At 59.5% G+C, this 21,377-nt stretch carries 21 protein-coding genes and 1 tRNA gene; 10 read left to right on the top strand and 12 right to left on the bottom strand.

Annotation, left to right across the window (positions count from 1 at the left end; all coding sequences use genetic code 11):
* The first annotated feature begins 138 nt into the window (after positions 1-138).
* The 3 genes from E2L06_RS08200 to gcvPB all read left to right on the top strand — a co-directional run bounded on the left by E2L06_RS08200 (position 139) and on the right by gcvPB (position 4,325).
* Entirely contained in the window at positions 139-1,275 is a 1,137-nt protein-coding gene (locus tag E2L06_RS08200) for an AI-2E family transporter (protein WP_138780371.1), read from the top strand.
* Positions 1,276-1,479: 204 nt separating this feature from the next.
* Positions 1,480-2,817 carry an aminomethyl-transferring glycine dehydrogenase subunit GcvPA gene (gene gcvPA / locus E2L06_RS08205; protein ID WP_138780373.1) on the top strand — a complete coding sequence of 446 codons (1,338 nt, stop codon included), beginning with the start codon at positions 1,480-1,482 and terminating at the stop codon, positions 2,815-2,817.
* Positions 2,814-4,325, top strand: coding sequence for an aminomethyl-transferring glycine dehydrogenase subunit GcvPB (gene gcvPB, locus E2L06_RS08210; RefSeq protein ID WP_138780375.1), 1,512 nt, complete (start codon positions 2,814-2,816; stop codon positions 4,323-4,325). The genes gcvPA and gcvPB overlap by 4 nt, the downstream gene beginning before the upstream one ends.
* Positions 4,326-4,462: 137 nt before the next feature.
* Here gcvPB and E2L06_RS21810 read toward each other — a convergent pair whose 3' ends face one another.
* A complete protein-coding gene (locus E2L06_RS21810) occupies positions 4,463-4,639 on the bottom strand; it encodes a hypothetical protein (protein WP_006186796.1) in 177 nt (58 codons plus the stop codon).
* 132 nt (positions 4,640-4,771) lie between these two features.
* Here E2L06_RS21810 and E2L06_RS08215 point away from each other — a divergent pair, with 132 nt between their 5' ends.
* The 4 genes from E2L06_RS08215 (at position 4,772) to E2L06_RS08230 (ending at position 7,109) form a co-directional block, all read left to right on the top strand.
* Positions 4,772-5,317: a cob(I)yrinic acid a,c-diamide adenosyltransferase gene (locus E2L06_RS08215; protein ID WP_138780376.1), complete on the top strand. Its 546-nt coding sequence runs from the start codon at positions 4,772-4,774 to the stop codon at positions 5,315-5,317.
* 189 nt (positions 5,318-5,506) lie between these two features.
* Complete coding sequence (locus tag E2L06_RS08220) at positions 5,507-5,749, top strand: hypothetical protein (protein WP_138780379.1); 243 nt, start codon at positions 5,507-5,509, stop codon at positions 5,747-5,749.
* Between the two features lie 67 nt (positions 5,750-5,816).
* Positions 5,817-5,891, top strand: a tRNA-Val gene (locus tag E2L06_RS08225).
* 51 nt (positions 5,892-5,942) lie between these two features.
* Positions 5,943-7,109: an ISH3 family transposase gene (locus E2L06_RS08230; RefSeq protein WP_138780381.1), complete on the top strand. Its 1,167-nt coding sequence runs from the start codon at positions 5,943-5,945 to the stop codon at positions 7,107-7,109.
* Between the two features lie 1,549 nt (positions 7,110-8,658).
* On the opposite strand, the gene E2L06_RS08235 is transcribed toward E2L06_RS08230, so the two are convergent.
* Complete coding sequence (locus E2L06_RS08235; protein ID WP_138780383.1) at positions 8,659-10,011, bottom strand: Cdc6/Cdc18 family protein; 1,353 nt, start codon at positions 10,009-10,011, stop codon at positions 8,659-8,661.
* Positions 10,012-10,501: 490 nt separating this feature from the next.
* A complete protein-coding gene (locus E2L06_RS08240; protein WP_138780385.1) occupies positions 10,502-11,242 on the bottom strand; it encodes a recombinase family protein in 741 nt (246 codons plus the stop codon).
* Positions 11,243-11,565: 323 nt separating this feature from the next.
* Here E2L06_RS08240 and E2L06_RS08245 point away from each other — a divergent pair, with 323 nt between their 5' ends.
* Positions 11,566-12,021 (top strand): TRAM domain-containing protein, encoded by a 456-nt coding sequence (locus E2L06_RS08245; RefSeq protein ID WP_138780387.1) that lies wholly within the window; start codon positions 11,566-11,568, stop codon positions 12,019-12,021.
* 508 nt (positions 12,022-12,529) lie between these two features.
* Here E2L06_RS08245 and E2L06_RS08250 read toward each other — a convergent pair.
* From E2L06_RS08250 to E2L06_RS08265, 5 genes are all read right to left on the bottom strand, one after another.
* Positions 12,530-13,672, bottom strand: coding sequence for an ATP-binding protein (locus E2L06_RS08250; RefSeq protein ID WP_343192872.1), 1,143 nt, complete (start codon positions 13,670-13,672; stop codon positions 12,530-12,532).
* Positions 13,669-14,313: a helix-turn-helix domain-containing protein gene (locus E2L06_RS08255; RefSeq protein ID WP_138780389.1), complete on the bottom strand. Its 645-nt coding sequence runs from the start codon at positions 14,311-14,313 to the stop codon at positions 13,669-13,671. The genes E2L06_RS08250 and E2L06_RS08255 overlap by 4 nt, the downstream gene beginning before the upstream one ends.
* 102 nt (positions 14,314-14,415) lie before the next feature.
* On the bottom strand, positions 14,416-14,760 hold the full coding sequence (locus tag E2L06_RS22195; RefSeq protein ID WP_212750765.1) for an NAD(P)/FAD-dependent oxidoreductase: 345 nt from the start codon (positions 14,758-14,760) through the stop codon (positions 14,416-14,418).
* Positions 14,757-15,557, bottom strand: a complete 801-nt coding sequence (locus tag E2L06_RS08260; protein WP_212750766.1) for an NAD(P)/FAD-dependent oxidoreductase — start codon at positions 15,555-15,557, stop codon at positions 14,757-14,759. The genes E2L06_RS22195 and E2L06_RS08260 overlap by 4 nt, the downstream gene beginning before the upstream one ends.
* Before the next feature lie 70 nt (positions 15,558-15,627).
* A complete protein-coding gene (locus E2L06_RS08265; RefSeq protein ID WP_249361390.1) occupies positions 15,628-16,521 on the bottom strand; it encodes an alpha/beta fold hydrolase in 894 nt (297 codons plus the stop codon).
* 194 nt (positions 16,522-16,715) lie between these two features.
* Here E2L06_RS08265 and E2L06_RS08270 point away from each other — a divergent pair, with 194 nt between their 5' ends.
* Positions 16,716-17,261 carry a DUF1684 domain-containing protein gene (locus E2L06_RS08270; protein WP_138780391.1) on the top strand — a complete coding sequence of 182 codons (546 nt, stop codon included), beginning with the start codon at positions 16,716-16,718 and terminating at the stop codon, positions 17,259-17,261.
* A gap of 25 nt (positions 17,262-17,286) precedes the next feature.
* On the opposite strand, the gene E2L06_RS08275 is transcribed toward E2L06_RS08270, so the two are convergent.
* Together E2L06_RS08275 and E2L06_RS08280 are read right to left on the bottom strand one after the other, a co-directional pair.
* Complete coding sequence (locus E2L06_RS08275) at positions 17,287-17,856, bottom strand: VIT1/CCC1 transporter family protein (RefSeq protein WP_138780393.1); 570 nt, start codon at positions 17,854-17,856, stop codon at positions 17,287-17,289.
* Between the two features lie 12 nt (positions 17,857-17,868).
* Complete coding sequence (locus tag E2L06_RS08280) at positions 17,869-18,162, bottom strand: DUF211 domain-containing protein (protein ID WP_138780395.1); 294 nt, start codon at positions 18,160-18,162, stop codon at positions 17,869-17,871.
* A gap of 167 nt (positions 18,163-18,329) precedes the next feature.
* Here E2L06_RS08280 and E2L06_RS08285 point away from each other — a divergent pair, with 167 nt between their 5' ends.
* A complete protein-coding gene (locus tag E2L06_RS08285; RefSeq protein ID WP_138780397.1) occupies positions 18,330-18,911 on the top strand; it encodes an HdeD family acid-resistance protein in 582 nt (193 codons plus the stop codon).
* Positions 18,912-18,972: 61 nt separating this feature from the next.
* On the opposite strand, the gene E2L06_RS08290 is transcribed toward E2L06_RS08285, so the two are convergent.
* Together E2L06_RS08290 and E2L06_RS08295 are read right to left on the bottom strand one after the other, a co-directional pair.
* Positions 18,973-20,322: a TIGR00341 family protein gene (locus E2L06_RS08290; RefSeq protein WP_138780399.1), complete on the bottom strand. Its 1,350-nt coding sequence runs from the start codon at positions 20,320-20,322 to the stop codon at positions 18,973-18,975.
* Between the two features lie 196 nt (positions 20,323-20,518).
* Positions 20,519-21,163 carry a TMEM175 family protein gene (locus E2L06_RS08295; RefSeq protein WP_138780401.1) on the bottom strand — a complete coding sequence of 215 codons (645 nt, stop codon included), beginning with the start codon at positions 21,161-21,163 and terminating at the stop codon, positions 20,519-20,521.
* Between the last annotated feature and the right edge of the window lie 214 nt (positions 21,164-21,377).

Consider the following 21,377-nt stretch of genomic DNA (forward strand, 5'->3'; position numbering starts at 1 on the left):
ATTCGTGCTCGAGCTATGTGAATCACGAGGCCGATTCGCATATCGTACCGGACGGACGTGGTCGGTCCCGGTTTGCGTCGCTTCTGTGCCAGTGATTGTATCACTGGACTAATGTATCAGGACATTACATATGTAGCCATGCCTGGCAGTTCCGAGCCCCCGGACTGGATCGTCGAACAGCCCGGAGTGACTGCACTCGCGCTGGTCAGTGGGCTCCTCGCGCTCTTCGTTCTCCTGCCATACCTGCAGTACGTCCTCTTCGGCGTCGTACTCGCCTACATTCTACAGCCCGTCCAGCGACACCTCGAGAACTACATCGGACCGACGGTCGCGGCGATCACGGTCGTGGCGGCGACCCTAATCGTCGTATTATTGCCACTTATTTACGTTGCCACGATCGCCGTCCAGCAGTCGCTCCGACTTGTCCGCTCGATCAGACAGGGGGAGATCGATGTCGAAACGATCGAGGGAGCCCTCGAGACGAACGGGTACGCGGTCGATCTCGTCGCCCTGTACGAATCGAACCAAGACCGGATCGCGACGGGTATCCGACAGGTCACGACGGGGGCGATCGACCTCGCCGGGAGTCTGCCCGGCATCTTCATCGGCATCACGATCACGCTGTTCGTCCTCTTTGCGCTGTTGCGAGACGGGGATCGGTTCGTCGCGTGGCTCGAATGGGTGTTACCCATCGACGACGCGGTGCTCGCGGAGCTGCGTACCGGACTGGATCGGCTCATGTGGGCCTCGGTCGTCGGAAACGTCGCTGTCGCGGCCATTCAGGCGGTGATGCTCGGTGTCGGGCTGGCGATCGCGGGCGTCCCCGCCGTCGTCTTTCTGACCGTCGCGACGTTCGTCCTGACGCTGCTCCCGCTGGTCGGCGCGTTCGGGATCTGGATTCCGGTAGCGGCCTATCTGGTCGCAATAGGACGACCGACCGCCAGCGCGGCGATCGTCGTCTACGGACTGATCGTCACGTTCTCGGATTCGTACCTTCGGCCCGCGCTGATCGGCCGAACCGGTGCCTTCAACTCCGCGATCATCGTCGTCGGCATCTTCGGCGGCCTCGTCGTCTTCGGCGCTGTGGGTCTCTTTGTCGGCCCCGTCGTCCTCGGCGGCGCGAAACTCGTCCTCGATTCGTTCGCTCGCGTGCGTACCGGGACGTCGATTGCCGGAGCCCCATCCGAGACCACGGGGGCCGAATCCGATGAGACGGATACAGGTGCCGACACGGAAGCACCGAGCGATGTGGATGGCGACAGTTCCGAGGAATGACCGGTCGCGGTCCCCGCCGCGAGCGCTTTCGACCGATCTCACACGGGAGTGGAGCCAGAGGGGTCACACGACGTGGCCGGACGACCAAACGAGTGCGTTCATTACCCCTTGCCCGCTAGAGGTGCGTATCGTGTCTCGGATCGAACGCCGCACTCGACGGCGGGGAGGGTCGACCTGCTCGATCGATCGAGACCACTGTTAGTCATGCACGGATCACACGCCACGGGGAGTCCGTATGCCCCCCACACGGAGGAGGACCGCACGGCGATGCTCGAGGCGGTCGACGCGGAGACGGTCGAGGATCTCTTCGACATTCCGGCCGACGTCAGGTTCGACGGCCAGTTCGACATCGACGCGCGAACGGAACGGGAGACGCGACGGCTGGTGCGCTCGATCCTGGGTCGCAACGAGGACCGCACCGAACTGCTTGGTCGCGGCCACTACGGCTACTATATCCCGTCGCTGGTCGACCACCTCGCGGATCGCTCGGAGTTTCTCACTTCGTACACGCAGTACCAGCCCGAAATCTCGCAGGGGTTCCTGCAAGCCTTATTCGAGTACCAGTCGCTGCTGGTCGAGTTGACCGGCCTCGAGATCGCGAACTGTTCGATCTACGACGCCGCAACCGCACTCGGCGAGGCCGCGACGCTAGCCGACCGCGTTCGTGACACTTCGGGCCACCGGGTGCTGGTACCCGAACTGCTCCGCGAGGAACGACGGAGTACGCTCGCAAACTACGTCGCCGGCACCGACCTCGTCGTCGAGGAGTATCCGGTCGACGACGGCACCGTCGACCTCGCGGGCCTCGAGGCGGCTGTCGATGACGATGCCGTCATGATCTATGCCGAGACCCCAACCGTTCGCGGGACGATCGAAGAACGACTGGGCGCAATCGGCGAGCTCGCGGCCGATACAGACGCCTTCTTCGCGCTCGGCACCGATCCGATCGCGCTCTCCTTGCTCGAACGCCCCGCCGACGTCGGTGCGGACGTCGTCGTCGGCGACGCGAGCGTCCTCGGTCTCCCGACGAGCTACGGGATGGGACTGGGCCTGTTTGCCACCAAGGAAGACTACCTTCGGCAGGTTCCCGGCCGACTGGTCGGCGTCAGCGAGGACGCGACCGACCGCCGGGCGTTTACGCTCACGCTGCAGACGCGCGAACAGCACATCCGCCGGGAGCGCGCAACGAGTAACATCTGTACGAACCAGGCCTGGGTCGCGCTGCGAACGGCGATCCATGCTGCCGTCCTCGGGCCGAGCGGGATGGTCGACCTCGCAAAACGGGCCGTCACGCGCGCGGAAACCCTCGCAGAGCGCATCGACGACATCGTCGGCGTGCAAGCGCCGGTCCACGACCGCCGGCACTTCCGGGAGTTCGTCGCTCGCGTCGACCAGCCTGCCAGCGCCGTTGCTGACGACCTCGAACAACTGGGCTTTGCGGTCCACGTCGTCGGCGACCACGAGATTCAGATCTGCGTCGCCGGCGTCCCCGACGAGCAGCTCGATCGGTTCGTCGGTGCGCTCGAGGAGGTGGCACGATGAGCGACGACGGCCGCGAGACCACACCTGCACAGTCGCGCTACGATCAGGCCCGATACATCGAGAACGGCGAGTACGAGCCACTGCTCTCGGAGAAAGACCTGACGCGGATCGATATCGACTATGGTGACAACGGTGACGATGAGGAGTCGACCGACTCGCCGCTACCTGACGACCTCACGCGGGACTCCCTCGAACTCCCCGAACTCTCCGAACCCGAACTGGCGCGCCACTACACGCGCCTCTCGCAGATGATCTACGGGATCGACAGCGGTCCGTATCCGCTGGGGTCGTGTACGATGAAGTACAACCCCAAATTCACGGAGGACGTGGCCGCACTGCCGTCGGCGGCCGTCCACCCCGACCGCTCCGAAGCGTCTGTCCAAGGCACTCTCGAGTTGCTCTACCGGCTGCAAGACTATCTGGGCCAGATCGGCGGCATGGACGCAGTGACCCTCCAGCCACCCGCCGGCGCGGCCGGCGAGTTCGTCGGCATCCGTGTCGCGGCGGCCTACCACGAACACAACGGCGAGGGCCACCGCGACGAGGTCATCATCCCCGAGAGCGCCCACGGCACCAACTTCGCGAGCGCCGCACTCGGCGGCTACGACGTCGTCTCCCTGCCCAGCGACGACGAGGGTCGGGTCGATCTCGAGGCGCTCGAGGCCGCACTCTCGGAGAACACCGCGGCACTCATGCTGACCAACCCGAACACGCTTGGACTGTTCGAGCGCGACATCGCCGAGATTGCAGACATGGTCCACGACGTCGGCGGGCTGCTCTACTACGACGGGGCGAACCTCAATGCCTTGCTCGGCCGTGCGCGGCCGGGCGACATGGGCTTCGACGTGATGCACTACAACGTCCACAAGACGTTCGCGACGCCACACGGCGGCGGTGGACCGGGGGCGGGTCCGGTTGGCGTCGTCGAGAAGCTGGCCCCGTTCCTCCCTGCACCCCGCGTTCGCGAGCGCGACGAGAAGTCGAAGACGGGCGAATCGGTCTACGAACGCTTCGACCCCGAGCACACCATCGGCAAGGTCCACGGGTTCGACGGCAACTGGCTGGTCCTCGTCAAGACCTTCGCCTACATTGCCCGCCTCGGCGACGAGGGCCTCCTGGATGCAAGCGCTTCCGCAGTGCTCAACGCGAACTACCTCGCCGAGCGGATCGACTACGAGATCCCCTACGGGCCGTTCCACCACGAGTTCGTCGCCAGCGCCGGCGAGCAAGACGCCGCCGACGTGGCGAAACGCATGCTCGACTACGGCGTCCACCCGCCGACGACCAAGTGGCCCGAAATCGTCCCCGAGGCGCTGATGACCGAGCCCACCGAGATCGAGAGCAAGGACACCTTGGATCGACTCGCCGCCGCGTTCAACGCCGTCGCCGGTGAGGACGACGACACGCTCGAGGCCGCGCCGGAACGGACCACTGCCCGCCGGATCGACCAGACCAGCGCCGCGCGGAACCCGCGGCTGTCGTGGCAGGCGCTCACGGACGATTCGTAGCCCGTTCCCGCGCTGATTTTTGCGGCGGTCGCTACGTGGAGACGGTTTTGGAACCGCGGTAGGGAACCCGAATTCGAATCGATTTGGAACGAGAAAGACGGCTCTCGGCGCGAGAACGGAAGCAGGCAGAAGGCGGATTATGCCGTGCTCGAGTCGACGGCGGTGCCGTTGTCGCCGATGCGGACGAAACCGTAGTCACAGTCCGGGCAGTGCCACTTGACCTTCTCGCCGAGGTGCAGCGTCGTGCTGGCGGCGCGATAGAACGTCTTTTCTCCTCCGCAGTTGGGACACTCGTGTTCGAGTTCCAGAGCCATGGCCGGTGGTAGCCAGCGAAGCGAGTTTAACGTACTGGTTCCGGCGGGGTTCGCGCCCGGCGCTCGAGCGACCGAGCCGACGGCAGTGCCGGTGACACGAAAGTTAAGTGGCCGCCATCCGTCGATTCAGCCATGACGATCTACACCGGTCGCGGCGACGAAGGAGAGACCGACCTCCGAGATATGACTCGCGTCTCGAAGGCCAGCGCCCGCATCGAAGCCTACGGCACCGTCGACGAACTCAACGCACTGATCGGGACAATCCGGCCGACCGACCACGACGATATCAACGAGCGACTGGCGACGATCCAGAACCACCTCCACGTCGTGCAGGCGGACTTCGCGAACCCCGATCCCGACGACGACGACCCCGTGATCCGTCCCACCCACGTCGAGACCGTCGAGGACTGGATCGACGAGTACGACGACGAACTCGAGCCGCTGACCTCCTTTATCCTGCCGACTGGCAGCGACCACGGCGCGGCGCTCCACCACGCCCGCACCGTCTGTCGACGCGCGGAGCGACGAGCAGTCTCGCTCGCCATCGAAGAGAAGATCAACGAGGATGCTATCCAGTACCTCAATCGGCTCTCGGATGGGTTGTTTACCCTCGCGCGAGTCGTCAACGCCCGCGACGGCGAACCGGAGGACGCACCCGACTACGATAGTAGCGACTGAATCGATTTCCACACCGATCGCACGACGGCTGTGCAATGACGTTCGGTGGCTTACTGTCTCAGTCGCTCTGGAACCCCACTCGGCAAGACCGGTCGCCTCGAGTCACACCGCCAATCACCGTCGCCCACCAATTCTGTTGTCCGCGGCAGAACTATATTCTCGCTCAACCTATATACGACAGCACATCCCATGAACAAACACTTCCACGACAGCCTCTACTACCTGCGGCGAGCCATCACCCACGCCCGACTCGGCGCGTCCGAGTACCGAGCACGACTTACGAATTGGGGCCGCGCTCGGGTCGGCCGGGAACCCGATCACGACCCCAGCCGCGTCGACCGCGTCCGTGAAGACGTGCGCGCACTCGAGCATCGCGCCGAAACGCGCGCTCGGAAGACCGTCAAGGGCGCACGTGACCGTGTGAGGCGGTGACGCCCGAGTATAGACGACGATCGATGAAAGGAAGCCTTAAGTCGAACCGACGAAAATAGTTTCGTGCGGGTTGGTGATCTAGTCCGGTTATGATACCTCCTTCACACGGAGGAAGTCGGCAGTTCAAATCTGCCCCAACCCACTCTCAGTACTTCACAAAGCTGGTTAGTTGAAAAGTCTGCTTGCATGAAGTGTGCCTAGTACCCAGCAAGCAGACAATTCAATCCACGAGGACCAACTTCTTAATTTCCTCGTCAACACGATTGACGAGGAAGTCGATCTTGACTTCGCTCCAAACGCCGAAGCAACGTCTGAAGACATTTACGAGGTCCTCGTCGGCGCATGCGCCGACGGGACCTCGGTCTCGACACTCTGCGAGAAGAGCGAAGATTCACTTCACCAAAACACAGTTCTGTACCACCTCCGCAAGAAGTTCGATCTAGAATCGGTTGAACAAGCCGGCAATACACTGCTTCAGAAGGATGTTCTCGACATTCTGCCTGAGCAGGTGGAGGTCGTAGCTGACCTCCACCTGCGACCCTACTATGGTGACGAAGACGAGACGAACGGCCTCTATCACTCGGAAGCAAAACGTGGAACGACTGCCTTCCATGCCTATGCCACACTCTACGCGCGTGTGAAGAACAAGCGATTCACGCTGGCAGTGCGCCGTCTCGAAGACGGCGACACTGCCAGCAGCATCCTTGCAGCGTTTCTTGGTGTTCTCGACGGCCTTGACGCTGAAGTCAAGGCCGTCTATCTTGATCGCGAATTCTACGACAGCAAGTGTCTCAGGTTGCTTCAGGCACACAATCACGCCTACGTCATGCCGATCGTCCGGTGGGGAAAGACGATCAAGCAGGAACTCTCGACTGGATGGAGCCGAATAATCCAGCACAATCTGACGGGGAAACTCGACGGTCACAGCTGGACCGTCGAGTTTCCCGTCTACATCGACTGTACCTACCAGAACGGACGATACGACGAACATGGCGTGGCGCGTCACGGCTACGCCGCTGACGCGCCGTTCATTGAGACGCCACGAGACGCTCGATACCACTACGCGAAACGCTTCGGTATCGAGGCCAGCTACCGCCTCTCTGAACAGAGTATTGCGACAACGTCGACACAAGATCCGGTAGTTCGGCTGTTGTACGTCGTGGTGAGTCTGCTGTTGCAGAACGTCTGGCGGTATCTGCACTGGGAATATGTGGCGACGCCCCGCCGTGGCGGGCGTCGCCTCTGGTCCTGGTCGTTCAAGGAATTCATCAACATGATTCGACGGGCAGCGTGGACGGCCCTCGCAGTGCGTCGGGCCGTCCCCGCAAACCGACCACCGGACGACCGGTTCCACCGCTAACCACCGACCGAGTATGCCCTCTCCCAAGTGGCAACGCTGTCGCGTCGGCGGCTGATCGCCGCCGACAGCGACAGCTCCTCACCGATCGTCGAGGAGATTCAAACTGATCACTGAGACCGACAACGGAACTCAGACTTCAGACCGGCTCAGCGGAGGATGCCTTGTGAGGTACTGACTCTTGCGCCTGCGATTTTGAAGGACCAAGATTCGCATCCTGAGCCCACTGTATCGGTAGTTTTCGCTCTCATTGGGCGAAGGCCGATTTTGAATTCGCTAACAAACATAGCGATTCTGTCCCGCACCCCAGGCACGTCTGCGCATTAGGTTGAAGGAGCACTTAAACCCACATGCAGTGAGAATAATTCGCCCATCGCTGATCAATACGAGTAAACACCATCGCAGAAATTTACATCGCCGATTCTCGCGCGTCATCTTGGATTGCCTGTAGTGCCTGCGTCCTTGCGGGTCGCGCGGCTCGTCCGAGACCCGCTATAGGGTACAGGAAGTGTTCGCTATTCCTCCCTCGTCAACGGATTCGCCGACGAGAAGCGATTATTCGGCATTGGTCTCATCGTCGGGGAATCGGTGTTACAAAGGTGTGGTCCAGTGTTATGGTACACTGTCCTGGTACTGTATCATGGTACTATTCCACGGTACACAAGCATGGTACAGGATCAGGGTACTGATTCGTGGTACAGTAACGAGGTACCGTTACATAGTCTAGTCACAGAACGCCTCACACACCAACTGTGCGGGCATCCTAATTTGACAAGTACAGAGTATGTATTGTTCAGTACAGAAGTTTGATCAGATACTACATGAATGACTTTCTGGTTTTTCGGAAGAGAAACACCACAACTGCCGAAAGGAGAGCACTGTAGATGATCCCCACAACGATGAAGAGTAACATAGCAGCCCCACTGGAAGAGAATCGAAATGAGAAAACAGAGAAAATGAGGTCCAGAGTAAACCCCGTAAGATGTAGCGGGACTGTGCGTACAGACTCTATCCCCCAGATCAAAACGGTAGTTGCGAGAAAGGTGACGATATCAAGTAGGGTGACAATAGTAGTCCTCTTCATCATCTTCCAATTATTTACTGTAACCGATCTATATATGTTTTCTGTGGCAATATTTTATTCGCACATGTAGTTACCGCGGGGTTGTGTCCGAGAACTCGGAGAGAGTCGGACAGGAAACCGTGAACCGGCGGTAAGTACAGGAGACTTACTTATTGACCGTTAGCCAGTTTTGACTGCATGAGTAATCAGAGTCGATATAGAGATGAACTGGAGAGAGATCTCGGTACCAGTACTAGTCTTAATGCTATTAGCAGTCTTTCTATTGGGGACTATCTTTGCCGGTGCATCTGCTGGCTTATGGTGAGTGTCTATCGAACTACACCCAAACTGGTTGCTTACTTTGACCACCGGAAGTTAGCCGGTAAGTAGGCAGACCTACTTGTCGGCCAATTCACCATCGAAGTGGGTGTAATCAACACTATGAGAAGAGTTCTGTGACACTCTCGACTACTGTTAATCACAAGGGCGTCAACTACTGCGGATAGATTGTCGCGCAATCGAGCGAGCAGTGGATAACTCGATCTCGTCGAACGTATCGTCTTCTTCGAGTGTCTCAATTACAGCGTCGACTGGTTCTGTGAACGTGAACATAAGGTGAACACCGCTTTTGAAGCCACCACTCGTCCGCTCGCTTTCGAGTACACCATACGTTCCTGCTTTGTTGATGTGGCTGTTGACGGTTTCTTGCGTATAGACGTCGCGGTCGGTTCGTTGGCAGATCTCTTGATACAACGTGTAAATTGCTGGACTTGGTGCCGAGCCATTATTCACATCCGCGACAACGGCAGCTGCATAGAGCGAGAGCTTCTTCTGGAGTGACATTCCACCAACGATTTCTAGCACTCGGTTTTTGACGACTGAGTCATTGGCTGCGTGTACATGCCGCTCTGTAACAACTGTCTCTCCGTTCCTGTTTGCTAACTCTCCTGCATCACGAAGTAAGTCGATCGCTCGACGTGCGTCACCCTCGTTTTTCGCCCCGTATGCAGCAACGAGTTCGATGACGCCGTCATTGAGTGCCCCGTCTTTGAAGGCGTCGCGTCGGCGGTTGAGGATTTCGATGAGCTCGTTAGCATCATAATCGGAGAAATGGATACCAGTCGGGTTGTACGAGCTATCGGTACGGCTATCGAGATTCTCGCGGAATTTAGGATGGTTCGTGATCACGACCGTTGAGACGAGGGTATCGACATGCTGCTCGGCCATGACTCGGCTCAAGCTGTAGAGTAACCGGGAATACGCAGGCTCATCATCACTAGCGCGACCGGTAAGAGTATCAATTTCATCGAGTATGAACACAAGTGCATCGAAATGCCGGTCAACAATCTCGTAGAGGCGGACATATTTTGCATCGGTGGAGACACCTTTCCGAGGGATATCCCAGGAGACTCCAGCTTTTTTGGCGGTTTGATTGCCAAGTTTCCAGACAGCGCGGTCTATCGAGTGGGATTCCATCGTTTTGAAATTGACCGCGATAAAGTCGAAGTCAATCTTGTTCTGAGTGGCGCGTTCTTTTACTTTCTCAGCGACCGCTTTCACCGTGAGTGTTTTTCCAGTACCACTTGGCCCGTAGAGTAAGAGATCTGGAGGACGTTCGCCGTCGAGGGTGTCACGAAACGCTCGGGCCTCAGCTGCTAGTTGTTTGTCACGGCCATAGATCCGGTTGTGATCGACGATCGTGTTCGAGTCAACGAGTTGTTTATTCTCGAAGACCGTTTTTCGTTCACCATCAAGGATGCTATCGACGATAGATGACTCAGAAGACTGATCTGTGATATCTTCGCTCCCATCTCCCTGCATGTCGGATGGGTTGTGGTTCATTATCGGTGATGAACACTAAGCTGCAATACCTTTTTCGAAATGAAGGGGGTGTAGTCGAAATGAAGGCACCATGATCGAAATGACTCTGGGTGCTATCGAAATCGAAGTAATAGGAGCAGTATCGAAATGAGGACACCGTGATCGAAATGAAATTGGGCAGAGGGGGATGCTCCAAAAGCGAATCACTCTCACACCGCAATCGAAATGAAATCACAGAAATTGAAGACGAAGACTGTCCCGTCTCCAGTCTGAGAGCGGATTATGTGGTGAAACTGGCTGAGTAAGACACCGTGATCGAAATGAACTCGAAGAAGAGGCATGTAGAATCAATATTTATTAGCAGTATCGCGTATGAGGCCCTGAATCTGTGTTTGACGGCCTAATTTCATTTCGAAAACGGTGTGTGAGGGTCGATTATCTAGACGTTCTATAACAGATTTCATTTCGAATACAGTGTGGGTGAGGTCCAGATCATTCCCACAGAGTCCAGTCAAAAATCATTACTTCCCCTTTCTAGCGGTTCTAGATCTTTCTCCCCAGCCTCAACCTTTGCTCGCTCGATCCGCCACTCGTTGTTATCGAACGCGATTTCGTAGTTCTGCTCACTACGCTTCAAGATCGACTGGATAGCACTCTCGGGGATTTCGAAGAATTCTGCAGTCGCTCGCTTCGACCGACCCTTCTTCACTTCCCTAATGAAGTTCTGTGCGCGGGCATACTCGTCTGGAACCTGGTACATGAACCCGTCCTCAACGTCGTAGCCGAACGGCGGACGACCGACGCGCTTTCCGTCACGGCGGGCTTTGTCGATGCCTTGCTGAACGCGGTCTTTGATCATCCTCCTCTCTGCATCTGCGAACGTGATGAGGATGTTCAGCATTAGATCGCCCATCCAGTCTTCTTTCCCTGTCGTGTCAACTGGCTGTTCCACTAAATCTAGACCGATCCCTCGATCACGGAGTTCCTCAACGAAAGACGCGAGCTCGCTGAATGATCGGCCGAGCCTATCGATCTCTGTTGAAACTACTACGTCGTATTCGTCGAGTTCATCTCGAAGATCGTTGTACTGATCCCGGGCGAGAGATGCACCTGACTCGACGTCGACGAACCACGTAATGTTGTCCTCTTCGTACTTCGATACGATTGAGTCGCGTTGTCTCTCGGCATCCTGGTCGGCTGTGCTAACACGCACATACGCAGCGACGTTCCGACAGTCTGGTGTTTCTCCCATACCTAACCTTGTCTGATTTGTACATATAAAGTAAGGGTGTTTCCTTGACGATAAGGGAAACTAATGTTTTTCGACCCAGTCGCATCTCCCATTCGGGAACGTAATCACCAACCACTCCACAGTCTTCTTATTATCGTCAAGAAACAGAGTTACTGTACTGGATGTTGTTTTCTTCAAATTATTAGGCAAATAAACTGTGCTACTATCTGCTGAGAGAACAAAAGTGTTTGATGACTTCACCAAGCCAGAGCGATCGCATACCATTCTATCACCGGTAGAACCAAGATGTTCTTGAACAGGTTTTACAGACAAGACAGTTTCTGATGGACCTTCCAGATAACTTACTATGCCTATTCACTGCGGAACTAGAGGAAACGGACGACAGCTACATCATTGAAGTACCCGCCCGTGAGGTATCCAAAGGCCAGTTACAACCAAACCAGACCTATCGTGCAGCGGTGGTTCAGACGGCGTCACCGAAACGCGAAGCTCAAACTCAAAACAAGGAACGACCAGATTCAACAGCCAAACACTCAGAAGACCACTCCCAGAATCACGAGCAAACGAACCGAGAATTACCTGTTGAGAAAGGAGAGCAGCGCACCGTAGATATTGAAAGCCTTGGTGATCAAGGAGATGGCATCACTCGCGTTGAACGAGGTTACGTTGTTATCGTGCCTGATACCGAGCCAAACGAACGGGTGCGAATCGAAATCACGGACGTCAGTAAGAACGTCGGCTTCGCCGAAGTCATTGAACGCAAAGACTACTACGAGTAGCCGTTCCAGGACAGCTCACTGGGAGAAAGACCCTTTTACGGTTCAGAAAAGCCGTAATTAACGTGTACTGTCAGTCTTCTTCTCAGCAATATCTGACCGTCAACCGCCGCTTTCTGGATCGACGACTTCACCGCATTCAGGGCATTCTGCGAAGACTCGTTGCTCGCCGTTCGTCTCGAACCCGATGATAGCTTGGTGTTTCGGGACTCTAGCGTTGCAGAACGGGCAGTTTCCGAGCGCCTGGTTTTCGACAGTCATAGGGGAACGAGTGTGGAGCCATGAAGCGTGTGACAGGGGAATCCACGGCTCCAAGCAGTGTGTTTGACGTTTTGGATGAAAAAGGTGTGCCAGCTACAGTGAAAGTAGAATCGCTCTGTAGAGGCTTGATACTGGCCGAACCCTACGGTATGAAAAACGATGTAACGCGCTGGAGTTCGTGGGCTTCACCAGTGGCGAGAATCATCGTGCGAGAGCGTATTTTCCCATCGATCCCGTGATTCAGACAGGGCTAGTCCAGACTTTGGACGCCAGTCGAATTACCACCTCCGAAGTCAGCTGCTTCGGAGTGAGACGGCTCACGCTGTTTCTTCTCATACGCTTCGTGCCAGTCTTCGATTATCGGGCGACTCTCGGCACCGTGCTCTGTGCGCCGACGCCGTACTTGGATGAGTGCTGGCGTGTTCATCGCGTCGCCGGAGACGATTGCTTGTCCGGGCGTCAGACCAGGTAGTTCTCGGGTGACGTCCTCGCCAGCCGCCTCCACAGACTTCTTGATCGCGTCTTGGTCGTTCGGATTCCGAATTTTCATTGAAATCTGCGTCCCACACTGCGACAGTACGTCCGGATCAATCTTTGACGGACGTTGACTGATGATTCCAAGTCCGAATCCGAACTTCCGGCCTTCGGACGCGATCGTCCGCATAATGCCGAGCGACGGGGCATCTCCCGACGCAGGAGCGTACCGATGCCCTTCTTCGAACAGCGCGAAAACCGGGTGATCGACATCAGAGTCACGTTCTCGCACGTCATCAAGACGCTCTTGATATAGCCGGCGGACAAGAACGGTCGTGATGAGTTGCTGATCTCGTTTGTCCAGCGTGTCCATCTTGAGGACCGTACACTGACATGGATCCACGATTTCATCTAGCGGAACGTTCTTTTCGGGGTGGAACAGGTCGTTCCGCTGGATCGACCGGCGAAGCCGCCATTCTAACGCGCCGACGCTGGAGTCATCTGGATCGCAAATCTGTTTCATCTCGTGGATGAGGTCATCGACTCCCCAGGTTCGGCTCTCTCGTTTCTGCATCGAGCGCCACGCTGTCGAGAGCCGTTCCTGCATCCGGTTACTTGGATTATCCAGAATCGCCATGACGTCCCCAATCTCCAACTCGGAAATACGAACATGGAGCCGATCCGGATCATAGTACGCGACATCCGGCTGGTACCCGTTCTCCCTTTGGAACGCCTCATGACCCTGCATTTCGTCCAGCGTGCCGTACTCGCCGTGCGGGTCAAACACCAGTAGTGAAGCGCGGGAACTGGGCCGCATAATCTCCTCGATCAGGACGGATGCGGTGTAGGATTTCCCGCTCCCAGTCTCTGCGAGGATCGCCAAGTGCGTCGAGACGAACTCCTCGATTGTCCCCGTCAGCGTTGCTCGAGGAAATCCGTAACCACGGCCGCCTCCGCCTTACGCAGCAGTTCCCCGGCCGTACTCGAGGCACACTCGAGAACCCCCGCGACGTCCGCGACCGTTCCGGTTCGCGGAACGTCGTAGTAGCCGACCGAGACGGCCGCCTCGAGTGCAGCCCGCTGGCGATCAGTCAGCGCCGACGGCGTCGATCGGCGTTCGAACGCGTGGACCTGTTCGACGGTGACCGCGCCGAGTTCGGAGAGGTTCGCGTAGAACGTGCTGAGCGCCGTCGACTCGCCGGCCGCCTCGAATTTCACTTCGCCAGTCTCGAGAAAGACGACGGGCGGGAGGAAGATCACCGCCGCATCCGCGATCGTCTCGAGAACGGCCGGCGCAAACTCGTAGTCGGCCTGGCGGAGAAACAGGCAGGTGCCATCGGAGACGTCGATGGCGGTGTGGCCGAGCAGCGAGTCGAGCCCAGTGACGAGCTGTTCGGTTGCCTCTCGATCGCCGTCACACCAGAACAGGGTCGTCGCGTCGTCCGTCGGACTCCACATCAGTAACTCGGCCCGCGATATCGGCGTCATCTCCACGAGCCGCCGCTGAAGCGGGTGCACGAACCGATCCGGGTATGTGACCGAGAACTGCACGCGTTTCATACGACCGCTATCAGCTGTTCGGTCAATCGACATATCAATCACACTGATCCGTCGTCCCGTTTCGGTGCGGTTCCGTTCCGGCGGCCAGTCTTCTCGAGGCCGTCATCGACCGGTCTCGCGTGTGGTTCGTCGTACGAACCGTTCGAACAGCGGCGTGTGTTTCGTTAGTCCGTTTCGCACCCGGCGGAGCAGGGGTGATTCGAGGAACGTCACCGCAGCCTCGAGTCGGGCCGCTCGCCGGATGTGGTTCGCGTCCGGGCGGCGTCGCCGTTCGAAGCGACGAAACGCCCGGCGAGGCGGTCCATCGGTGGTTGTCAGCAGTTCCTGTGCAAGGACGCGAGCGTCCTGCAGCGCGAGCGACGCGCCCATGCCGGAGGTCGGATGCACCGCGTGTGCGGCGTCGCCGATCAGGACGACGCGATCCGTGTGCCAGCGCTCACACGTCACGTCACGAACACGGTCGAAAACGGCTCGGCGTCTGTTTGATCGAGGAGGGCCGGAAGTTTCCAGCCGATCGTCTCCGCCTGCGTCCGGAGCAGGTCGCGAGCCGGTGGGGACGGCGGCGTCTCGAGGCGAGCAGCGAGATTGAACCCGACGCGATCACCGATGCGGGCCACGAATCCCTCGCTGTCGGGGTCCAACACGCTGGTCATGTCAGGGCCGATATCGACGTCCTCACGGGACCACAGCGACCAGATATACGTGTCGTGTTCTCGCACCCGCCAATCGGTGAAACACTGCTCGCGGACGCTCGAGTGGACACCGTCTGCCCCGACGACGAGATCGAACGGTTCGGTCGAGCCGTCGTCGAACGTGACGGCGACGGCGTCGCTGGTCTCGGTAATGGTGGTCGGCTCGGTGTCCATTCGGAGCCACGACCGCGGGATCCCCGCTCGGAGAGTCGCGTGGAAATCGCCACGGTGGACTGCCAACTGCAGGGTTCGGTCCGGCGGGATCGACAGTCGTGCGAGGACGCCGTCTTCGCTCGCGCGAACTGCCACCGTCCGCGGATCGGTTGCTGCCTCGCGGACGGCCGAGAGGCAGTCGAGGTCGTTGAGGACGGCGTGGCCGTCCCCCCAGAGGCCGATACCGTAGCCGCCGTCACCCCATTCGGTGCGCCGTTCGACGATCGTCGGCTCTGCGCCAGCGCGAGCGAGGTAAGTGGCGAACGCGAGCCCGGCGAGCCCACCGCCGACGATCAAGATATTACGGTCCGCTATAGATTCGGTTGGTCGTGACTCCATCATGCTGGTCCAGAGGTGTGTGCATGGCGATGCAGAGCGGTCGAGCGAAACGAGATCGGTATCGATCGCCTCATCGGCGTGCGGATAACACCTCGGGAACGGTTCGGAGGAGCGTCTGCAGGTGATCAGCTCCGTCGAGAACCCGTAATTGCGCGGTCGGGAGCTGTGCTGCAAGGCGGCGAACGCCGTCGATCGGGACGTTCGTGTCGTCCTCGCCGTGCCAGAAGCACACGTCGGTCTCGAGGTCGTCCAGACGAATCCCCCAGTCCGACGCCGTGTTGCGGAAGTCGGTGACGGCACCGCTCCGGTGCTGGGCGAACGCGTCGACGAAATCCGCCTGTACGATCGCCGCGGCGTCGTCCGGGATCGACGCCGCGCCCCCAGCTGCCGTGTACTGGGAGACGACGAGCGATGGATCGAGTCGGGCGGCGAGCCACGCCTGGCCCCGGAAGAGGCCGCGAAGCACGGTTGGTGTCTGCGTCGCCAAGCCTGCGAGCAGCCGCTGTGTCGCGGGTGGGGCCTCGCTGACGCCGGGTGGCACGGCCCCCGAAACGACATCGACGCGGGTGACACGATCCGGTTGCGTCACAGCAGTCGCGAGCGCGTGTGGACCACCGCCGGAAAAGGCGACGAGACCCGCGCTCTCGACGTTTGCGTCGTCGAGGACGGTGCTGACGACCGTGCCGGCGTCACGCAACGAGCGTGACGGCCACGGTGTCGAGTGGCCATAGCCGGGTCGCTCGAACGCGAGCAATCGAATCCCCTGTTCCCGTGCGGCCGTCTCGAAGAGCGCCCCCAGTCGACAGGAGCCGGGTGTCCCGTGGAGAAAGACGACCGGGACGCCATCCGAACAGCCGTATTCGGTGTAGGCGAGCTGGCGATCCTCGTCCAGCGACGTGGTCGTCAGCTGACGGCTGCCACGGGCTGGTTCCCGGTGAGACGGATCGGCGGCCCACTGTGACATTACCCGTCGATACTCACCGCTATCGTGAGTGAATACTGCCGGATCAGTGCGGGTATTTATAAAAGAACGGCGGCGGCCGGGGAGCGACGACCGACCGCGTTCTCTGGCAGTCGAACCTGCAGAGCCCAGTCGGGAGCGACCAACTCACGTCGCCCGATGAACCATATGTGTCGAGTCCGTACCGAACAGTACAGATGGCATCCGACTGGCACGACGCGATCGAGACCCAGCGCGAACAGAAGGATCAGTACTTCGGCGAGCACCCACACTCGCCGCTCCCGCCGGACGAACGCGAGTCGTTCGACGGCCTCGAGTACTATTCAATTGCCGAGGACTATCGGTTCGAACTTCCGCTGCAGGAGTACGACGACCCTGAACGGATCACCGTCGGGACGAGCACGGACGGCGAACAGGAGTACCTCGAGTGGGGCGAGTTCCAGTTCACCGTCGACGGCGAGGAGGTGACGCTCCAGGCCTACAAGTCCGAGCCCGACGACGACCGCCTGTGGGTGCCCTTCCGCGACGCGACCAGCGGCGACGAGACCTATGGGGCCGGCCGGTATCTCGACCTCGAGTCCGACAGCCACCGGACGAGCGACGGCGACTGGATCCTCGATTTCAACGAGGCGTACAATCCAACCTGTGCCTACTCGGATCAGTACGAGTGTCCGCTCCCGCCGATGGACAACTGGCTCGAGGTACCGATCGAGGCCGGCGAGAAGGACTACGGGGATCACTGACCGGCTGTCGCGACTCGCGTTGCGGTCACCCGGGCAAAAACAGGTTGAGAAATGCAACTACGATCCCTGCCAGCCCCATCCGGACGCCAGCGACGATCCAGTTCTGTTTCGAGATCGAACCGAGGTATGCCCCGAAGGTAAACAGGACGGCCACGCCGATCCCGATCGCGACTAGCGTCGCCTCGAGCAGCGAAAAGAGGACCTCGTGGGCGAGGAAGGGGAGCAACGGCAGGAGGATACCAATCAAGGGGCCGATACCGCTTGCGACCGCGTTGATCTTTCGGGCACCCGCGCGTTGTTGCTGGAGCGCTGTATCCTCTAAGTCGGTCAGCATGGCCTGTTCGATCCGCAGGAGTTCGGCCTGTTTCTCCGCGCGTTCGATCTCCCAGACGCTCCAGACGCCGGAGGTTCCCAGCCCGACGGCCGCGCCGAGCCCGATGGTCACGACGGTGAGCCCATCGGAGACCCCCGACAGGTACGCGCCGACGACGACTCCGATGGCCGTCAGCGTGCCGTCGAACCCGTTGGAGATGAAGTACCGTCGCGAGATCGACCTGACGTCCTCGTCCTTGAGCAGCGTGCGGATAGAAGTCACGGCTCAGCTAGGTTAGGGGTCCTGCGGCGTCTCGTGGTCGTCGACCATGCGCATCCCGCAGACGACGGCGTCGATCGAGTGGACGGTGCCGCCGAGGTCGGCGATAGCGTCCTCGACAGCGATTGCGTCGATGTCTTCACCCTCGAGCGTTACCTTCAGATTCTGAACGACGCGATCGGTCTCGATCAACGCGACGTTGACGCCGGCGATTCCGTCCCGGTCAGCGACGATCTGGGTGAACTCGAGAATGTCGGGTTCGTGTGGCTTCATTACATCGAGAACGAGCCGTCGTATCGGGGCTGCCATGCTGTATCTGTCTCACTCGATGCCCTTAGTGACGAGGGCCGACGGAGTCGGACGGACCGACCTAACGACGGAAAAGTCACGTGACAGGTCGCCTCGAGAGAGCTATTGCTCGGAGAGAAGTGGTGTTTACGGATGTCAGCGTCGTATCTTATAATGGGTGAGAGACAATGGCAGACACTGTAGCGAATCATTCGACTGGTCTCGATTCCGATCACGACTGGCGAGTCCCTGCCGGCGGTGGGGTCTTGCTGGCCGTCCTTGGCGTGCTCGCGATCCTGTTCCCGTTCGTCACCGGCGTGTCGGTGTCGTTGCTCCTCGGTGCATTGCTCGTGATCGGCGGCTTCGCTCACGTGGCCCACGCGTTCTCGGTGCCCGGCTGGACTGCCAGTTTGGTCCAGTTGATCCTCGCGGTGATTTACGTCGTCGCGGGAATCAGCCTGCTGGCGAACCCGGTGCTCGGACTGACGACGCTGACGCTGCTCGTGATCGCGTACCTGTTCGTCGCGGGGATCTTCGAGATCGTCGCCGGGCTGAGCATGCCACGTGAAGCCAACGGATTGTGGATCGCCGTCAGCGGCGTGATCGGACTCCTGCTGTCCGGCTTGCTCTGGGCCGGCTGGCCGGCGACCGCACTGTGGGCGATCGGCGTGTTGCTCGGCGTCAACCTGATCGTCAGCGGCGTCGCGTTGCTGTCTGTCGGGTCTGCCGAGCGACGCGTTATCAGCGACGAATCGGCCACTGCTGCGTGAATCGATCGTCAACTGCTTTTGTGGCTTCGCCTGAACCATCCAGATCGACCGGTGCGAACGGTCACTCCGCGCGGGGCGCACTAATTGCCACTGCACTCGTCGAGGTCCCGGTCGTCGGCGGGATCGGGTCGGACTCCTGCCCGATGACGAATCCGATCCGAACGGCAACGTTCTGACCGGTCGTCTCTTCGAGACGCCCATCGAGGCGGTCCGCGATATCCGGTGGAACGGCTGTGTCACTCGGCCGTCCGACGACAACCGTGACGGTCGGGTCGTCACCGAGGATGATGTCTTGGGAGTCGTAGTCAATTTCGACGCTCTCGAGTTCGTATTCCGAGAACTCGGGCTGGTCGAAGAACTGTTCCGTTTCGGCGGTCGCCTGGTGCTCGAACGTCGACGTCTGGTAGGACCCGTACGTGACCAGTCCGAGCACGACCGACAGCCCGACGAGCGCGACGACGAGCACCGCGACGCGCTTGAGAACCGAGGCGCGCACAGCACCATGTTGGTCCGTCACTTCGGGCCGGTATCCACTGGACCAGAAGATCACTAGCGCAGAGAGGTTGATCGCTAGGAGATTGACCAACACCAGCACCGCGGCGCTCCCGGCCACCCCGGCGTATCCCCACGCGATGCCGAGTCCCGCCGTCGCCGCAGGTGGGATGAGCGCGACCGCAATCGCGACGCCCACGAGCGTCGACCCGGAGCCACGCGAGACGCTGATCGCGCCGGCGATTCCCGACCCGAACGCGATAAACAGCGAGAGGAAATCAGGGCTCGTCCGCTCTGCGATCTGCGGGATCGTCCGGATGTCGGTTCCGGGCGGGACGATTACCGTCCCCTTGAGCAGCCACCCGAGCGCGGCGGCGACGGCGATCGCAAGCAGGAGGCCGGTGATCTGTAGCGCAACGCCTCGAGTCGCCAGTTCGCGATCCGCCAGCACGCTGCCGGCGCTTGCGGTGATCGCCGGCCCCATCAGCGGCGCGACGACCATCGCGCCGATGATCGTCGCCGAGGAGTCGAGCAACAACCCTCCCGTGGCGATGACGGTACTGAGCACGATGAACGCGAAATACGTCGCGAGTTCCGGTGCGAGACTCTCCGCGTTCGCCTTCAACTCATCGCGCGAGAGTCGATCCCCGGGATAGAGCGCCTCCAGCGCCTGTAGCCGCGTAGAGACAACAGTCTCGGTCGGCAACACGATGGTGTACGCGCTCTCACTGACGCCGGCGGCTCGCAGGTTGTCGAGGACTGGTTCGACGCCGGTCGGTGGCACTGGGAACTGCACCATCGCCTCGAACTCGCCTCGGCCCGTCTCCTCGAAGATAGCGTAGTCGAGTTCCTGTTCGTCCAATGCCGCTATGACCGAATCGCGGTTCCCCTCCGGAATCAACACCTGCACGAGCCGCATACGGACGGTACGACGGACTCACGTATAAAGTATAATAGAAATGACGGGATCCGTGAACACGAGCGAGCAGACCGACGCGTGGAAATCGGGAACAGATCCGTGTTTGTCTCCAGTACAAGGAAGATATCTCTTGTCAGACAGTCGTTGGTCCGGAATTATCACGGCATTGGAGTGGGCGGGACCCGGCGATGAACGTTCACTGGGGCTGTTGCGATGTCCGCTCCAGACTGTCGACGAGCCGTGACTGCAAGACAGCGTTTATCGGTATCAGGAGTACCCAGGTGAGAACAGCCAGCGTTGGATCGACGGCGGCAACGCCGATCGAGAGGAGGAATACCAGTGGTGAAGCGAGAAATCGGGCCTCCTGAATGAGTGCGACCCGAGACGTGAGCCCCTCCTCTACGAGCTCCTTTCGTGACGCGTAGCCCCACAGGAGCGCGAGACTGAACCCGGTCAGTGCCAACACACCCGCGTAGACTGAGATCCCGAACTGATTCGGATAGGTGGTGAACAGACTCGTCCCGTACGGGACGAACGCGACCATCAGCAGAAACAAGAGATTGAGCCAGAGAAGCCCTCGATCGTGCTGTTCGATGTGGACGAAGACGTGACGGTGAAGCATCCAGTAGAGCCCGATGATCAGAAAGCTCAGCGCGTAGCCGACGAACTCGTCCCACTGCTCGAGAACGAGTTCCGGGAGAACCGACAGCGAACTTCCCACCGGCACGGTCGGGACCGTGATTTCGAGTACCAACAGCGTGATCGCGATCGCGATCACACCGTCGCTCAGCGCGATGAGTCGATCCGTTTCGTCGGCGTCTCGGCGAAAGAGATGGTCCATATCCGACACTACAGCACCCATCGGTATAGCTAATGGATACCAACGGCTGGCGGACGACCGTCTCGAGGCCGAGTTGCTCGAGTTCGCGACCGATATCCGAACGACGCGTTCGAATCACGACTCGCGTGTCACGGCGCTGTGCTCCTGATATCGGTGGTCTGCCAGCCGTTCTAAACCGTGGTCATACGGACTGCTATAAGTCATTCCCGGCGCA

This window comes from Haloterrigena sp. H1 (assembly GCF_005938085.1).
In the GTDB taxonomy this organism is placed as follows: domain Archaea; phylum Halobacteriota; class Halobacteria; order Halobacteriales; family Natrialbaceae; genus Natrinema.

Excerpts from the sequence above, each read along its gene's own strand:
- E2L06_RS08220 (WP_138780379.1), top strand. The coding sequence starts at position 5,507 with ATGAACAAACACTTCCACGACAGCCTCTACTACCTGCGGCGAGCCATC.
- E2L06_RS08215 (WP_138780376.1), top strand. The coding sequence starts at position 4,772 with ATGACGATCTACACCGGTCGCGGCGACGAAGGAGAGACCGACCTCCGA.
- E2L06_RS08255 (WP_138780389.1), bottom strand. The coding sequence starts at position 14,313 with ATGAAACGCGTGCAGTTCTCGGTCACATACCCGGATCGGTTCGTGCAC.
- E2L06_RS08290 (WP_138780399.1), bottom strand. The coding sequence starts at position 20,322 with ATGCGGCTCGTGCAGGTGTTGATTCCGGAGGGGAACCGCGATTCGGTC.
- gcvPA (WP_138780373.1), top strand. The coding sequence starts at position 1,480 with ATGCACGGATCACACGCCACGGGGAGTCCGTATGCCCCCCACACGGAG.
- E2L06_RS08240 (WP_138780385.1), bottom strand. The coding sequence starts at position 11,242 with ATGGGAGAAACACCAGACTGTCGGAACGTCGCTGCGTATGTGCGTGTT.
- E2L06_RS08260 (WP_212750766.1), bottom strand. The coding sequence starts at position 15,557 with ATGGAGTCACGACCAACCGAATCTATAGCGGACCGTAATATCTTGATC.
- E2L06_RS08280 (WP_138780395.1), bottom strand. The coding sequence starts at position 18,162 with ATGGCAGCCCCGATACGACGGCTCGTTCTCGATGTAATGAAGCCACAC.
- E2L06_RS08270 (WP_138780391.1), top strand. The coding sequence starts at position 16,716 with ATGGCATCCGACTGGCACGACGCGATCGAGACCCAGCGCGAACAGAAG.
- E2L06_RS21810 (WP_006186796.1), bottom strand. The coding sequence starts at position 4,639 with ATGGCTCTGGAACTCGAACACGAGTGTCCCAACTGCGGAGGAGAAAAG.
- E2L06_RS08295 (WP_138780401.1), bottom strand. The coding sequence starts at position 21,163 with ATGGACCATCTCTTTCGCCGAGACGCCGACGAAACGGATCGACTCATC.
- E2L06_RS08265 (WP_249361390.1), bottom strand. The coding sequence starts at position 16,521 with ATGTCACAGTGGGCCGCCGATCCGTCTCACCGGGAACCAGCCCGTGGC.
- gcvPB (WP_138780375.1), top strand. The coding sequence starts at position 2,814 with ATGAGCGACGACGGCCGCGAGACCACACCTGCACAGTCGCGCTACGAT.
- E2L06_RS08285 (WP_138780397.1), top strand. The coding sequence starts at position 18,330 with ATGGCAGACACTGTAGCGAATCATTCGACTGGTCTCGATTCCGATCAC.
- E2L06_RS08245 (WP_138780387.1), top strand. The coding sequence starts at position 11,566 with ATGGACCTTCCAGATAACTTACTATGCCTATTCACTGCGGAACTAGAG.
- E2L06_RS08200 (WP_138780371.1), top strand. The coding sequence starts at position 139 with ATGCCTGGCAGTTCCGAGCCCCCGGACTGGATCGTCGAACAGCCCGGA.
- E2L06_RS08235 (WP_138780383.1), bottom strand. The coding sequence starts at position 10,011 with ATGAACCACAACCCATCCGACATGCAGGGAGATGGGAGCGAAGATATC.